This is a genomic window from Bartonella sp. CL434QHHD (assembly GCF_042195145.1).
GTDB lineage: Bacteria > Pseudomonadota > Alphaproteobacteria > Rhizobiales > Rhizobiaceae > Bartonella.
This window is the reverse complement of record NZ_JBHINT010000005.1, coordinates 24,786-39,197: the sequence shown is the minus strand read 5'-3', so window position 1 is coordinate 39,197 and position 14,412 is coordinate 24,786. Positions and strand designations below refer to the sequence as shown.

At 39.4% G+C, this 14,412-nt stretch carries 14 protein-coding genes, 1 tRNA gene and 3 pseudogenes; 7 read left to right on the top strand and 11 right to left on the bottom strand.

The genetic code is table 11. The features are described from left to right. Positions 1-10: 10 nt before the first annotated feature. On the bottom strand, positions 11-616 hold the full coding sequence (locus ACFILN_RS00640) for a YqaA family protein (protein ID WP_273790911.1): 606 nt from the start codon (positions 614-616) through the stop codon (positions 11-13). Positions 617-838: 222 nt separating this feature from the next. Here ACFILN_RS00640 and ACFILN_RS00635 point away from each other — a divergent pair. Beyond that, positions 839-923, top strand: a tRNA-Leu gene (locus ACFILN_RS00635). A gap of 1,589 nt (positions 924-2,512) precedes the next feature. Here the strand turns inward: ACFILN_RS00635 and ACFILN_RS00630 are convergent. Then, complete coding sequence (locus ACFILN_RS00630; protein ID WP_375630962.1) at positions 2,513-3,400, bottom strand: outer membrane protein; 888 nt, start codon at positions 3,398-3,400, stop codon at positions 2,513-2,515. 646 nt (positions 3,401-4,046) lie between these two features. Next, positions 4,047-4,262: pseudogene (fumC, locus tag ACFILN_RS00625) on the bottom strand (class II fumarate hydratase); the annotation flags it as partial. 720 nt (positions 4,263-4,982) lie between these two features. Between fumC (ACFILN_RS00625) and ACFILN_RS00620 the strand changes: the two are divergent. Next, a complete protein-coding gene (locus tag ACFILN_RS00620; RefSeq protein WP_375670633.1) occupies positions 4,983-5,153 on the top strand; it encodes a hypothetical protein in 171 nt (56 codons plus the stop codon). 278 nt (positions 5,154-5,431) lie between these two features. Here ACFILN_RS00620 and ACFILN_RS00615 read toward each other — a convergent pair whose 3' ends face one another. Both ACFILN_RS00615 and fumC (ACFILN_RS00610) read right to left on the bottom strand, forming a co-directional pair. Then, complete coding sequence (locus ACFILN_RS00615; protein WP_375670632.1) at positions 5,432-5,608, bottom strand: hypothetical protein; 177 nt, start codon at positions 5,606-5,608, stop codon at positions 5,432-5,434. A 133-nt stretch (positions 5,609-5,741) separates the two neighbouring features. Continuing rightward, positions 5,742-7,130 carry a class II fumarate hydratase gene (gene fumC, locus ACFILN_RS00610; protein WP_375630964.1) on the bottom strand — a complete coding sequence of 463 codons (1,389 nt, stop codon included), beginning with the start codon at positions 7,128-7,130 and terminating at the stop codon, positions 5,742-5,744. 227 nt (positions 7,131-7,357) lie between these two features. Between fumC (ACFILN_RS00610) and groES the strand changes: the two genes are divergently transcribed. The 3 genes and pseudogenes from groES to groEL form a co-directional block, all read left to right on the top strand. Next, entirely contained in the window at positions 7,358-7,654 is a 297-nt protein-coding gene (gene groES / locus ACFILN_RS00605) for a co-chaperone GroES (protein ID WP_005774667.1), read from the top strand. 58 nt (positions 7,655-7,712) lie between these two features. Beyond that, positions 7,713-9,356 (top strand): chaperonin GroEL, encoded by a 1,644-nt coding sequence (groL, locus tag ACFILN_RS00600; protein ID WP_273790908.1) that lies wholly within the window; start codon positions 7,713-7,715, stop codon positions 9,354-9,356. A gap of 70 nt (positions 9,357-9,426) precedes the next feature. Next, positions 9,427-9,632 (top strand): annotated as a pseudogene (groEL, locus tag ACFILN_RS00595) (chaperonin GroEL); the annotation flags it as partial. A gap of 688 nt (positions 9,633-10,320) precedes the next feature. Here groEL and ACFILN_RS00590 read toward each other — a convergent pair. Continuing rightward, positions 10,321-10,518 (bottom strand): hypothetical protein, encoded by a 198-nt coding sequence (locus tag ACFILN_RS00590; protein ID WP_375637789.1) that lies wholly within the window; start codon positions 10,516-10,518, stop codon positions 10,321-10,323. A gap of 167 nt (positions 10,519-10,685) precedes the next feature. Between ACFILN_RS00590 and ACFILN_RS00585 the strand changes: the two genes are divergently transcribed. Continuing rightward, a complete protein-coding gene (locus ACFILN_RS00585) occupies positions 10,686-11,000 on the top strand; it encodes a hypothetical protein (protein ID WP_375670631.1) in 315 nt (104 codons plus the stop codon). 321 nt (positions 11,001-11,321) lie between these two features. Here ACFILN_RS00585 and ACFILN_RS00580 read toward each other — a convergent pair whose 3' ends face one another. From ACFILN_RS00580 to ACFILN_RS00565, 4 genes are read right to left on the bottom strand one after another with little or no spacing between them, the layout of a single operon-like run. Then, positions 11,322-11,522, bottom strand: a complete 201-nt coding sequence (locus ACFILN_RS00580) for a hypothetical protein (RefSeq protein WP_273790904.1) — start codon at positions 11,520-11,522, stop codon at positions 11,322-11,324. Further along, a complete protein-coding gene (locus ACFILN_RS00575) occupies positions 11,515-11,727 on the bottom strand; it encodes a hypothetical protein (protein WP_273790903.1) in 213 nt (70 codons plus the stop codon). The genes ACFILN_RS00580 and ACFILN_RS00575 overlap by 8 nt, the downstream gene beginning before the upstream one ends. Then, positions 11,651-11,887, bottom strand: coding sequence for a hypothetical protein (locus tag ACFILN_RS00570; RefSeq protein WP_375606489.1), 237 nt, complete (start codon positions 11,885-11,887; stop codon positions 11,651-11,653). The genes ACFILN_RS00575 and ACFILN_RS00570 overlap by 77 nt, the downstream gene beginning before the upstream one ends. After that, positions 11,884-12,546, bottom strand: coding sequence for a lysozyme (locus tag ACFILN_RS00565; RefSeq protein WP_375643299.1), 663 nt, complete (start codon positions 12,544-12,546; stop codon positions 11,884-11,886). Before ACFILN_RS00565 ends, ACFILN_RS00570 begins: the two co-directional genes overlap by 4 nt. A gap of 324 nt (positions 12,547-12,870) precedes the next feature. Between ACFILN_RS00565 and ACFILN_RS00560 the strand changes: the two genes are divergently transcribed. Further along, a complete protein-coding gene (locus ACFILN_RS00560; RefSeq protein WP_375637791.1) occupies positions 12,871-13,149 on the top strand; it encodes a hypothetical protein in 279 nt (92 codons plus the stop codon). Positions 13,150-13,322: 173 nt separating this feature from the next. Here ACFILN_RS00560 and ACFILN_RS00555 read toward each other — a convergent pair. Continuing rightward, positions 13,323-14,248, bottom strand: a pseudogene (locus tag ACFILN_RS00555) (YopJ/AvrA family T3SS effector serine/threonine acetyltransferase). Positions 14,249-14,412: the final 164 nt, after the last annotated feature.

Sequence of the window (14,412 nt, the reverse complement as noted above, 5' to 3'; positions counted from 1 at the left end):
AGTCTGTTCCTTATAAAAGCTTCCTGTTTAAAAAAGCTATGAAAATCCCATAAATTAAAAGGAGGCTAACACAACCAATGAGAACAATCCATTTGAAATGCTGTACTAAAAAATTCATTGCTTTTTGTCCAAAATGTTTAATCAGCCACGCGAGAAGATAAAAACGAGCGCCTCTAGAAAAAATACAAATAAGCATGAAAAGTTCAAGACGTACACTCATTACACCGGCCAAAATTGTGACAATCTTGATGGGGGGAAGATGAAAAAAACCTGATGTTATCAGTAAAATGATTAGAAATTGCAGGGTTGCACTATTTTTCAGAGATTCAAAACTTTCAACCTTACCATAAATTTCTAAAATGGGTTTGGCAAGGGTATCATAGGCAAAATGTCCGATAAACCAACCGGCAATGCCTCCTAATACAGAACAGATTGTCGCAATCAAAGCATAGCGATAAACCCGCTTTTGATGGATAAGAAGCATCGGAATATATAAAACATCTATGGGAATTGGAAAAACAGAACTTTCAATAAAGGCAATGAAACCAAGCCAGTGTGGTGCTGTACGCCGATTTGCTAAAGAAATCGTCCAAAGCTTTAATTTGTTTAATATCATGAGGCTTTTTATAAGTTTAAGAGGTAAAGACTTTACAAATGAGATTGCTATAAATCCGGTAGAGAAATCCAATAAAGAAAATATTCCATAAAATAGATCAGAAAATGATATGAATTCTTAAAAAATGAGAAGTCTTCTGTTGACGAATCTGTGCTTCTTCATATAGTGCAAAGGAATAATCGACAAGTCTATCTTTTATAGTCCTGTCTTTTATAAAAGTGTGCGGGTGTGGTGGAACTGGTAGACGCGCCAGACTCAAAATCTGGTTCCGAGAGGAGTGTCGGTTCGAGTCCGACCACCCGCACCACTTCATAAATATTTCCCTTGATCCTGTTATGGCGCATCACTTTGGTTTATAAAACATGGGATTTATAGACCGTGTTCAATGTTTTGCATGTTGAATGAAAAACCTCGAATACCGTAGGATTCTCTCATTTCAAGTCTGCTTATAGTAAATCAACCAAAATCATGTCGCTCGTACGTTACAAGCTAGATGAGCTCGCGTGGAGTGAAATTTTACAAAAAATGAATAAAAATGCCTCTTATGCCGTTTCAAGGGCATCATTGGAGGTAAAGTGTATGATGGATGGTGCCAGCTTGCACTTTTATGAAGTGTAGAGATGGTGCTTTATAGATTTTATATTCTTGTAGGTGCTTTCGCAAAATGGGCTTGAGGGTTTTGAGAGATGTTTCTTTAAAACACGCATGTGCATTGGCAACCAAAGTGTCTTGAATTTGAGTGTGTTTGGTTTGAAGCGTTGTCGTATGACATGAGGGGCGTGATCGCCAAAAAGATATGTGAGCAACAAAAGCATGAGGCAATGCGTAATCTCCACTCTTTAAAAGACAGAGTTTTAGAGGTTTAAAAAATAGTGCTTTAGAGGCTTTATAGATTTTATATTCTTGTAGGTGCTGTCGCAAAATGGGCTTGAGGGTTTTGAGAGATGTTTCTTTAAAACACGCATGTGAGTTGGCAACCAAAGTGTCTTGAATTTGAGTGTGTTTGGTTTGAAGCGTTGTCGTATGACATGAGGGGCGTGATCGCCAAAAAGATATGTGAGCAACAAAAGCATGAGGCAATGCGTAATCTCCACTTTTTAAAAGACAGAGTTTTAGAGGTTTAAAAAATACTGCTTTAGAGGCTTTTGAAAGTTGTAAAGCAGAGGGAAATGGTAAGGTTGGAAATTGGTTTTTTACCTTGACAACTTCATGTTCTCTCCAAATGAAGATGTCTCCCCGTTACAGAAATTACATAAACAGAAAACCGCAATATCCTTTCTCCACTCTGGCATACAATAGCTGTAAAATACGGTCGTTTGAAGTGTGGTAATATAGGGCATACTTCCTTGAAACGTTACAGTATTTTTTCGCTGTGTGTTGAATATTCTTCAGTGTGTTTGTCTTGCTTTAGGCTTAAGGGCATTCCATGAGGAGGAGCCCAGAGAAGCTCGCCCAAGATCCCCCTAAGAGTCCCCAAGAGTTTTTGTGCTTTTATAAACGGACATGGTGTTTAAAAATGGGTGTTTTAAAATGGGTTTTTAGAATCTTTATCCTTTAAGAGCGGGGAGGCCAAGTCAACATCATCCTATAAAACTGCAATTGATGCACAATATCCATATTTCTTTTAAAGAAATATCTCTTAAATACCGGCTCTCATTTATTTTACGATGGCGCCCAGTGGTATGGTGGTAAAGCTTTTATATATTCCCAATGCACGACATGAAAGGCTGAGAGGATAGGAGCTTGCTTTAAGAGAGGGAGAGGTTGGATTGTTTCGTGATTATTTGTTTACAGTTTAGTACTGGTTTTTAGAATCTACGTCTTTTTAGTGCAAAGGGGCATTAAAAAACCCCGTTTTTAACAGGGTTTTTTAATCGTTCAATTTTTCTACAAAACTTAGAATTTATAAGCGATACCAAAGCGAACATCATGCGTTTGAGAAGAGATTTTAAGGTTATCGTTTGCAAATTTCTTTTTAAAAAAATCTGAATAACGATATTCTGTACGCATGATGATATTATCTGTCATTGCAAGATCAAAACCACCACCAACAGTGTAACCAAACATTGTTTTTGTCTCATCTAACACATTGCCAGAAGCAAAAATTGTCGAATCTTCTTGCGATTTTGATAAAAGTGACATGATATATTGCATCTGTCTATAGGCTATACCCCCTGCAATATAAGGCATAAGACGGTGGGAAGCAAAACCAATACGCGCGCGCGCGGCACCAGACCATGTTTCTTTCAATGTTACACCGCTAACAACAATGTCACCATGGTTGGGTATCGTTTCATCCTGAGCGGCAGGTTTTATGATAGGAATTCCAGCTTCTTCAAAGGCAATGTTAATGGAGTCTAATTTATCTAGAATTTTCTTTCCATTGTCTGTTTGGGTACTTTTCTTCCCAGACCAAACCATGTCCGTATCAAAACCGAAAACAAAATCTCCCAGATCAATATTAGAACCTGCATACAAACCTGCTCTCAATCCTGATAGTTTCGGTGATAAATCTCTATCAACCAAAGCCCATTTTCCGTCCCTAGCTTCTTGTGCGTAATTTAGAGTATTTTTATTGGAAAAATATCCAATTTGTCCTCCAAAATAAAAACCAGACCAAGAAAAAGGCGCAGAAACAGTAACCGGTGAAATACGTGATGATGAATCATTTTGCAATGAAACCTTCGGTTTTGATTGCTCAAAGATTACCGTATCTGCTGCTTGCGCTGTTGAAGCGGTAATGAAAGTGAAAATAGATAGTGCAATTAAACATTTTGTTTTCATAAAAACGTCCCCAATTCATTTAAAATACAAAGCGCATTATACACGAATTGGTTAAAGAAATCTATATTTAATATCATTATGAAAATTAAAATACTCAAAAACTCTATAATTATCCATATTTAAGTGTTCTTAAAACTTGTTTTCATGCTATTATCCCGCGTTTGTATTGATTTTTAAGGATTTTTTATATACACACTCTTCAGTGTTCTCTGTGTTTTAGAAAAAAATATAATATAGTAAACAGGCTTTTTATTTGTTTAAAAAATATTATTTTATATATATTAAAATCACTTTTTGTTATTAAGTGTTAAATATATTATCCACTATGATTGATATCAAAGTGCTTAATATTCAATTGGTCGTAAAAAATGCATATTGGCACCATCATATTCTTTATCGTATTCTTTGCTTGTTTCTGATATTGCGTAGCTTTGTATGGCGATAGCCTTTTGAGCACTTAAGGGGATGAGCGACTTTATTTCTTTTTTATCTATACGCTACTTTTTCTTATGACAATCCAAGCGAATAGTTTTGATTGATTGAATGGAATACGAAGAATAAGAAGGAGCAAAGGGCGAGAATCTCAAGTTTCAAGAGGTTTCTCATGTGCCATGTAAAATGATAAACTTTCCGTTCGCTTAAAGACGGAACGTGGATGAGAGCCTAAAAACTGAATGTCGTTGGTTATTTTAAAGAGATTAGCGCGTGCATTCAGGTTTTTGTGGAAATGGGTGAGGGCGCCATAAGGGGCAAATGCCTCAAATTTCTTGCGAGCTGTCAAGGATATCCCGTCAGAGAGTGGATTGTTTCAGCAAAGGTCAAAACCTTTCAGTGCATCGAATTTTGTTCCAACAGCTGTTCCTCTATTGAGAACCTCTTTTCCGCTTCATAAAGGAGACATTTCTCAATGTTCCTAAACCCATTTCACGACAGCGATTGTGAATGGTATAACGATAAATCTATTGAGCACCTCTTTTCCGCTTCATAGAGGAGACATTTTTCAATGTTCCTAAACCCATTTCACGACGGCGATTGTGAATGATATAATGATAAATCTATTGAGCACCTCTTTTCCGCTTCATAAAGGAGACATTTCTCAATGTTCCTGAACCCATTTCACGACAGCGATTGTGAATGGTATAACGATAAATCTATTGAGCACACTCTTTCACGCTTCATAAAGGAGACATTTTTCAATGTTTCTAAACCCATTTCACGACGGTGGTTCGTGAATGATATAATGATAAATCTATTGAGCACCTCTTTTCCACTTCATAGAGGAGACATTTTTCAATGTTTCTAAACCTATTTCACGACGGTGGCTCGTGAATGGTATAACGATAAATCTATTGAGCACCCATCTTCACGCTTCATAGAGGAGACATTTTTCAATGTTTCTAAACCTATTTCACGACGGTGGCTCGTGAATGATATAATGATAAATCTATTGAGCACCTCTTTTCCGCTTCATAGAGGAGACATTTTTCAATGTTCCTAAACCCATTTCACGACGGTGGCTCGTGAATGGTATAATGATAAATCTATTGAGCACCTCTTTTCCACTTCATAGAGGAGCAAGTCGGTGCCATTACTATATTTGCCAGTTCGTGGGTGTTGTGACAGTCCTCTCCACAATGTTGTGACAGGCCCCTTTGGCCGTTGTGAAAGTCCTTGGCACTTGAGGTGGTTCATTAGAGGTGTTTTTAGTCCTTATCTTATACAATTTCTATCCATACATTCATTCCGTTTGTGATGTGCTAGTCAGTGATTTTGATTGATGCAACATGGGACAGATTTAAAATGAGAAAATCTTACGGTATTTAGGATTCTCATTCAATATGGATAACGCTAGATTATTATTATAAATCAATACATTATCTCATTGAGATAAGAGTTATCTACCCAATGTTATCAATAATGATAACATTGTAAGCGTAACTACTATGAATTCATTAATCTTTTTTACTTCGATTGAAATTATGTCTATTAATACTGATTTTTTTGAGCTAATTCTTTTTGGTTGATAGCTAATTAATTTTTAAAATCAAGACGTGAAGCTAGAATGAAAAACACCTTACGGTCATATCCATTTAAATCACTTTCTGCCAGTATAGCCATTGGGTGTTGAGCCATGACTATCCATTTCTTTCCAAAACCGTTGTGCCTTTTAAGTACAATATAAGCAACATAAGCAACAAAACCACCCATAGCATAAATGCGGATCAGAGCCTAAAATGAACGCTGTGGGTAATGGTTATCGGTCATCATCGGGGTGTTTACACCCCGATCTTTTGACAGAACGATTTGTTTTAAGACGTTTGCATCTTTTTTAGTGGGTTGTTTATTGGGGAGCAATCATCTTTTTGGGATCAACTAATCGGTCATAATCCTCTACAAAAACGCCTGCTTTTAATGCTTCGGTGCGCAAAGTTGTATCATTTTTATGCGCTGCTTTGGCAATTTCAGCAGCTCTTTCATAGCCAATTTCTGGTGCTAGAGCTGTGACTAACATGAGTGAGCGCTCCATGAGCGAGTGAATATGAACGCGATTGGCCCGTAATCCTTGGATGCAATGCATATCAAAAGAACGCATGCAATCACCAAGAAGGGTAATTGATTGTAAAACGTTATAGCCAATAACAGGTTTATAAACGTTGAGTTCAAAATGTCCTTGGCTTGCGGCAAAGGTTACGCTGGTGTGATTACCAAAAACTTGGCATGCGACCATGGTTAAGGCTTCACATTGTGTGGGGTTGACTTTGCCGGGCATAATAGAAGATCCGGGTTCATTTTCAGGAAGACTGAGTTCCCCTAAACCAGAACGTGGACCAGAGCCTAAAAACCGAATGTCATTGGCAATTTTAAACAGATCAGCAGCGAGAGCATTCAAGCTTCCGTGGAAATGCGCAAGGGCGCCATGATGGGCAAGTGCTTCAAATTTATTGCTGGCAGTTTGGAACGTTACTCCTGTGAGAGTGCTCACTGTTTGCGCAAAAGCAACGTCAAAACCTTTTGGCGCATTCAGCCCTGTGCCAACAGCCGTGCCACCTTGAGCAAGCATGTGGACATCGGTTAGAGCATTTTCAATGCGCTGACGATTGGCTTCTAATGCGGCACGATAGCCTGAAAACTCTTGCCCTAAGGTTAAAGGTGTTGCATCTTGCGTGTGGGTGCGACCGATTTTAATGATGTCTGCAAATTCTTGCTCTTTTTGTTTTAATGTCGCAATAAGAGCTTCAAGGATTGGCAATAAGTGTTGGCGTGTTTGCAACGTGGTGGCAATGTGAAGCGCCGTGGGAAAGGAATCGTTCGATGATTGGCTCATATTGACATGGTCATTGGGATGAACTGGTTTTTTGCTTCCAAGTTTTCCTCCCAAAATCTTACTAGCACGATTAGCAATGACTTCATTGACATTCATATTGCTTTGTGTGCCAGAACCTGTTTGCCAGACGGACAGTGGAAAATGCTTATCAAAATCGCCAGCAAGCACTTCATCAGCGGCGGCAATAATTGCTTTTCCAATATTTTCTGGTAGTTTTCCTTTGCCCATATTTACAATCGCTGCTGCTTTTTTGACAAGGACTAAGGCATAGATGATGGCAAGAGGCTGCTTTTCACTGCCAATATTAAAATTATGCAGAGAACGTTCAGTTTGTGCGCCCCAATAACGATCTTGACGTACCGAAATCGTTCCAAAGCTATCCGTTTCCTGACGTGTTTCAACCATGATAAGATCCTTTTTTGTTCACGGGTTCTCAAAAAAGATAGATAACGCGAAAGTGCAATAAGAGGCAAGACTTTGAAGCTTCATTTAGAGAAATTATTTTTATGGCTATTCTTGACATTGAGAGATGCCGATTTTATATCTAACACATGCTAGCACTCGTAGTTTGAGAGTGCTAGCAAGAACTTTTAAGATTAATGCAATTATGTTCAGTTTTAAGGATTTAAAACATGGCTAATATACAATTCCGCCCACTTCACGACCGTGTCGTTGTCCGTCGGGTTGAATCTGAAAATAAAACGGCTGGTGGGATTATCATCCCTGATACAGCAAAAGAAAAACCCCAAGAAGGCGAAGTGATTGCTGTTGGCAATGGCGCTCTCGATGATAACGGAAAGCGCGTGCCTTTAGAAGTCAAAACAGGAGACCGTATTTTGTTTGGAAAATGGTCTGGAACTGAAGTCAAGATTAATGGGGAAGATCTCCTCATCATGAAAGAATCTGACATTATGGGAATTATGGGCTAATTGAAGCACTTAGTTTTTCATTGTGTACTATTTTGAGAAAACTCCAAGGAGAAATTAAATGGCTGCTAAAGAAGTCAAATTTGGCCGTGAAGCGCGTGAGCGTTTGTTGCGCGGTGTCGACATCCTTGCTAATGCTGTTAAGGTGACACTCGGCCCTAAAGGTCGCAATGTGGTGATTGATAAATCATTCGGTGCACCTCGCATCACAAAAGATGGTGTATCCGTTGCAAAGGAAATCGAACTGGAAGATAAGTTCGAAAATATGGGTGCACAAATGTTGCGCGAAGTTGCATCTAAAACCAATGATATCGCTGGTGATGGAACAACAACAGCAACTGTTTTAGGACAAGCTATTGTGCAAGAAGGTGTTAAAGCTGTTGCTGCAGGCATGAACCCAATGGATTTGAAGCGTGGGATTGATGCTGCTGTTGAAGAAGTGGTGGCAAACCTCTTCAAAAAAGCAAAAAAAATTCAAACTTCAGCAGAAATTGCACAGGTGGGAACAATTTCCGCTAATGGCGCTGCTGAAATCGGTAAAATGATCGCTGATGCTATGGAAAAAGTGGGCAATGAAGGCGTCATTACCGTGGAAGAAGCTAAAACCGCTGAAACGGAATTAGAAGTCGTTGAAGGAATGCAATTTGACCGTGGGTATCTTTCCCCTTATTTTGTCACAAATGCTGAGAAAATGGTCGCTGATCTTGATGATCCTTACATTCTCATTCACGAAAAGAAATTGTCTAATTTGCAATCTCTTCTTCCTGTGCTTGAAGCTGTTGTGCAATCTGGAAAACCACTTCTCATTATCGCTGAAGATGTGGAAGGTGAAGCTTTGGCAACGCTCGTTGTTAACAAATTACGTGGTGGTTTGAAAATTGCTGCTGTAAAAGCTCCTGGATTTGGTGACCGTCGTAAAGCAATGTTAGAAGATATCGCTATCTTGACATCTGGACAGGTTATTTCTGAAGATGTGGGCATTAAACTTGAAAATGTCACTTTGGATATGCTTGGACGTGCAAAGAAAGTGAATATTTCTAAAGAAAACACCACCATTATTGATGGTGCTGGACAAAAGAGCGAAATTACTGCTCGCGTCAATCAAATCAAGGCTCAGATTGAAGAAACAACTTCTGACTATGACCGTGAAAAATTGCAAGAAAGACTTGCTAAACTCGCTGGTGGTGTTGCTGTTATCCGTGTGGGTGGTGCAACAGAAGTTGAAGTGAAAGAAAAGAAAGACCGTGTTGATGATGCTTTGAATGCAACACGTGCTGCTGTTGAAGAAGGTATTGTTGCTGGTGGTGGTACCGCATTGTTGCGTGCAGCAAATGCGTTGACCGTTAAGGGAAGTAATCCTGACCAAGAAGCTGGTATTAGTATCGTTCGTCGTGCTCTACAAGCACCAGCGCGCCAGATTGCAAGCAATGCTGGTGAAGAAGCCGCTATTATTGTGGGCAAAGTGCTGGAAAATAATGCTGACACTTATGGTTATAATACCGCCACGGGTGAATTTGGTGATTTGATTGCTTTGGGAATTGTTGATCCTGTGAAAGTTGTGCGTTCTGCTCTTCAGAATGCGGCTTCAATTGCGAGCCTTCTGATCACAACAGAAGCAATGGTTGCTGAAGTTCCAAAGAAAGATACACCAATGCCTCCGATGCCTGCTGGCGGAATGGGTGGAATGGGCGGAATGGATTTCTAAGCTCTTTTCCATAGAAATAATAAAGAAACGGGTCTTCTGTGCCCGTTTTTTTTATGCTTTTTCATGTTTTTCAGCCGGTGAATTTGGTGATTTGATTGCTTTCAAGAATTGTTGATCCTGTGAAAGTTTTTGCGTTCTGCTCTTCAGAATGCGGCTTCAATTGCGAGCCTTCTGATCACAACAGAAGCAAAGGTTGCTGAAGTTCCAAAGAAAGATACACCAATGCCTCCGATGCCTGCTGGTGGAATGGGTGGAATGGGCGGAATGGATTTCTAAGCTCTTATTCCATAGAAGTAATAAAGAAACGGGTCTTCTGTGCCCGTTTTTTTATATATTTCTTTTGTTCATACGAATTTTCCTTTTATGACAGTTTCTTTATCTTATAGGATTGTTCTACTCTCCTCTGGTTGATCTACCGTCATTGTGAATGAAGCTCACTCTTAATCCATAGCTTTTTCTCTTGTTTTTATGAAATGTTTCTATTGTGTGGGGATCGTGGTTTCCTTTGAAAATATTGTGCTAATAAAAATATAACTCTTTGATTTATAGTCATTTATTCCTAATACAGTTCTATTTTTTCATTTTAGGTTTATGTATGCACCGTTAAAAAATCCTGTGTTTGTGCTTCATAAGGTGAGAGGTCACTACGGTTTTATGAACCAACGCAATCATTAAAAGTCAGTAGCTAAGAGTTAGTACCTATTGAGCGTTGGAAAGACAGAGTTGAAAAGAGCATGATGGGGCTGGGTTGTTTTTTTATGAATAAGATGCTGGTATTTCAAGCTTTTGCATAGGAGAATAAGCATCTCTCTGTTTCGTTGATCTCTGAAATGGGGAGACTGCTCCATTTGAGAAGCTTAAAGATAAAAGCTAATTTTTCGCCTTGCTCTCATCTTTTTTCGGTAAGTTCATCACCTAAACTGGAGCCAAACCCATGTTGTTATACTCAAGTTCTGTTTGTTGCCTATATTGTGACAGAAAATTCTTGAGTGGGGAGCAATTTTTGAACTAAGGGGACCATGACAGGTAGCCGAAAAAAATCATTACGAGACAGTAGGCGCGCTTGTTTTAGAATTTTTAATGCTTCTGATGATAAAGGCACGCGAAATTCTGTTGTAGCCTCATGCCTTCTTTTCATATTTTCGAGCCAAGGATTTTCCATATATTCTCTTCAACTTGACCTTTATGCATAGAACATAAGGGCATTGGGAGGCAGGGAATTGAGGAGGCAGGGCATTGGGAGGCAAGGGCATTGGGAGGGTGGAAATTGAGAGGCAGGGCATTGAGGAGGCAGGGAATTGGGAGGCAGGGCATTGAGGAGGCAGGGCATTGGTAGGCAGGGCATTGGGAGGCAGGGCATTGGGAGGCAGGGCATTGGGAGGGTGGAAATTGAGAGGCAGGGCATTGGGAGGCAGGGCATTGAGAGGCAGGGCATTGGGAGGCAGGGCATTGGGAGGCAGGGCATTGAGAGGCAGGGCATTGAGAGGCAGGGCATTGGTGGGAGGCAGGGCATTGGGAGGGTGGAAATTGGGAGGGTGGGAGGAGCCGGCTTGCTTTTTTATTCAACGTAAAGATGAGAAGTTTTATGTAAGGCTACCATTACATTGCTTGTTTATGCGCTTCTTTAAAAGAAATGTCTTTTAATACAAATTCTTGGCAATGCTATTTATGAAGAGTATAAAATCATTTGGATATCAATAGTTTATTAAAAAAATGTACGTTGGTATGATCCTTTTCTTATGTTACCAAAGTTGCTGACTTACGCGTTGGTTAAAAATCTCTCTTCATGCCCTTAAATTCATTTCATGAAAGCGTTTGTGAAGAGCGCGACGTTTGTGAGGCGTGTAAAAATTTCTCGTGAGACGTGAAAAAATCATCAATAAAATCTCCGTGTTTTCAAAAAATAACGAATGGCTTTTTATATTTTAAAAAAAGATTTAACACGTCTCACGTTTTTTATTTATTTTAGAGCTGAATATTCGATTTTTGTGTAAAAATACTTCCCAGCACATCTATGATCCGTGAAAAATCAAGTGCTAATAAGAAAATGATGAATATAATCCACTTCGTATAGCGTGACATCATTTTTACACTTTTATACGTTGTGATGATTTCTTGTAGGATTTCTTTTTCCTTTTCTGTAAGCTCTGTTTTTTTTCTAGCCATGTTTCCACCCACACAAGCCTTCCCCTTGTTTGTTATGCTTTAAAATATCTCTTGCGAGATTTGAACTGATGATATTGAGATCTTTTTTGTCTAAATAAATGGGCATCCAACCAACGCAAGAAAAAGGCTCATTGATTGTTTTTATCGCGCAACCAGTGAGTAAGAGAAGCGCGTACATCAGCATCACTTTTTTGATTAATTTCATTTTCCACCTCTAGCCGTGTTGTTGATGACTTTAGCGTTTTTTCTATTTGCTTTTGTTGTTCAACCTTCTTTCCAAGAGTGAAAGCTTTTGCTAAAGCGATAAAAAAAGCGGTCAGAGCCGCTCCTGTTATCATCAGATTTTTTTTCAACCACCACATCATAAGCGCTGCTCCCGAAACCGTTTTGCCACAAAGAAAATGCCAACGCAGGCGGCTAAAACCATAATGGTTGCCAATGCCCATTGGATGGGACCATTGCCTGCCAATAAGCCCCCAAGTCCAGAAAAAGAACCAATAATCGGTGTAAGCGCTTCTGCTTTGAAAAATCCCATGGGTGTTTGCGTTTCTACGGTTTGGTAGTTGGGAGAAACATAAGCCCCTTTTGCCCATAATCCCGCTTCTGCTGCACGACGGTGCACTAAACCGTGAAGACGTTTTCCTCCTGCTTTAGTCCACTTTTGTAACTCAGCAGGGACGGCTTCATATTCGCCATTATTGAGTTTTTTGAGCAGGGTCGAATTACAAAAAGCCGATGTTCCTATATTATAGCAAAACGATACGAGCGCGGCGAATTGTTCATCCGTTAAGGAAACCCGCACATGTTTTTCAACGGTATTCTCAAATTGTCTTAAATCTTGAGAAAGAACTTCTTCTGCTTGTTTTTCAGTAATGATCATGCCCTTGTGAACGAACGGTTTGCCAGCCGTGTTGGTATGACCATAGCCGATTGTCCACACCCCGATGGCATCTTTATAGGCATGTAAACGCAATCCTTCCCATTGTTTAATGAGTGCAAGCCCTGCTTTAGATATTTTTCTCATTTGCTTCTCCATAAAATAAAGCCTCACGGTAACGTGAGGCTGGTTGACAGATTAAAAATGAAATTTTTCACGCTTCAAAAACAGAAGAGATGTGAAACTTTTATGAAATCAAAAGGTTGGTTGTGACATCTTAGGGAATGGGGATAATGGTTGGCAAAGAGGGATAATAGTTGGGCAAGAGGGGTAATGGTTGGGCAAAGAGGGATAATGGTTGGGCAAAGAGGGGTAATGGTTGGGCAAGAGGGGTAATGGTTGGGCAAGAGGGGTAAATAGTTGGGCAAGAGGGGTAATGGTTGGGCAGGTGTTTTCCGTTAAGAGAGGTTGTTGATTTTAAGACCTTGTCCTGGTGTTTTTGATGGAGCCTTCTTGGTGGGGGCGGTTGTTTGGTTGATGCACGATAAGCGTGGTCTATTGCGGTTGTTTGGTCGTATGGCATTGATGTGGGGGTGTTTGAGATACGAAGTGGATACTCTCAGAAAAACAAGACATATGCTTTTACTGAAGACGAAAGCATTAAATATTTTATGTATCAAGCGTTTTGCTTATCCAAATAGTCTCATTATTACAAAGAGCTTTGGGCTAACAAGAGCTTTGGAATTTTGATGCAATTTTAAGAGGGGATGGTTTTTATAGGACAATGGTGCTTTTTCGTTAAGAGGAAAGTTGTTTGCTATTTTTGTTTTATGAGCGCAAAAGCTGGTTTGCTTAGAGAAATCTTAGCTGTAAAGCAGCCTCTCTTCGTTCTTTGATGAATAGGAATATGGAAAAAGCTTCAATTACATCGATAAAGATTTGTATTCAGTGAGCCTTTTTTGGTGGGAGGAAACAGAAACAGTTTTTCCTTCTGTTGTTCTTAAGTTTTTTTCAAATCTCTCCCTCAGGGTTTCACCTTTTTTGTTTACTGTTTCATGTTCAGCATCCGGATTGGCTTTTAAATAGTGTTCTAGACGTCTTCTGCCTTGCACGTGTTTATAAAAAGTGGTTGGAAGATAGGAATCTAACTTTTCAGCAGATAAAGATGAATTTTGTTCACATAATACACCCTTAACATTATCTTTGTGCAGTCTTGCTAATTTATCAGATTCAAGATGAAGCTTTTTGGCTAAGCTTAAGCTGAACATCCCACATTCAGAAGAGCTTCGCTGAATATCCATTTCTGCCGTGGTAAAAGAATAAGGAGGCAGTTGAAGACATTGAAGGGTTTGATTTATTTTTATCCCTAGTTTGCAAGCTGTGATATTCTGAAATGTTGTAGGTTCAAGCATAATCAAAGAGATTTTGTCATCAACTTTTTGATAATCAAGGACGGCAAAGTGGATTTTGCTTCCCGAATTGACTATAAATCGGGCAGATTTTGCGTCGCTCTCAACGACTTCTTTTAGTGCGTGCGAAAACTCTTCTGCTGTAAGAGCCAATTTGGGATTCATGTCTGGATATTTGCTGTTTGCTTTTTCTACGAGAGCCGGCATCAATCTAATATCTGTGTTTTCATAATAAGCGTTAATCCAACGGCCGGTGACGAGATCATCTTCTAAGCCTGTAATAATTCTTTTAATTCGTCAGAACTTGGTGCAACATGTTCTTCTTCTGTTTGGATGGAACTTTGCATCAAACGTGCAATAAGGTCTTCTAAGGATTCATTTGCACTTGCCCCTTCTGGTGTTTGTGAGGAATGAGGGAGGGAAGAATCTTGTGGCTTCATACTATTAGCCTCCATATTGATAATTGGTAGAAAATAATATTTTCTTCAATTCTGGCTAAACAATGTTTGCAGGAAAGATTTTTTAGCTAAAAAAAACAAAGAGATGAACTCATCTTTTTTAATTTTTTTGTTACGAAAGACAAAACCCCACGCTTTTCAGAGTC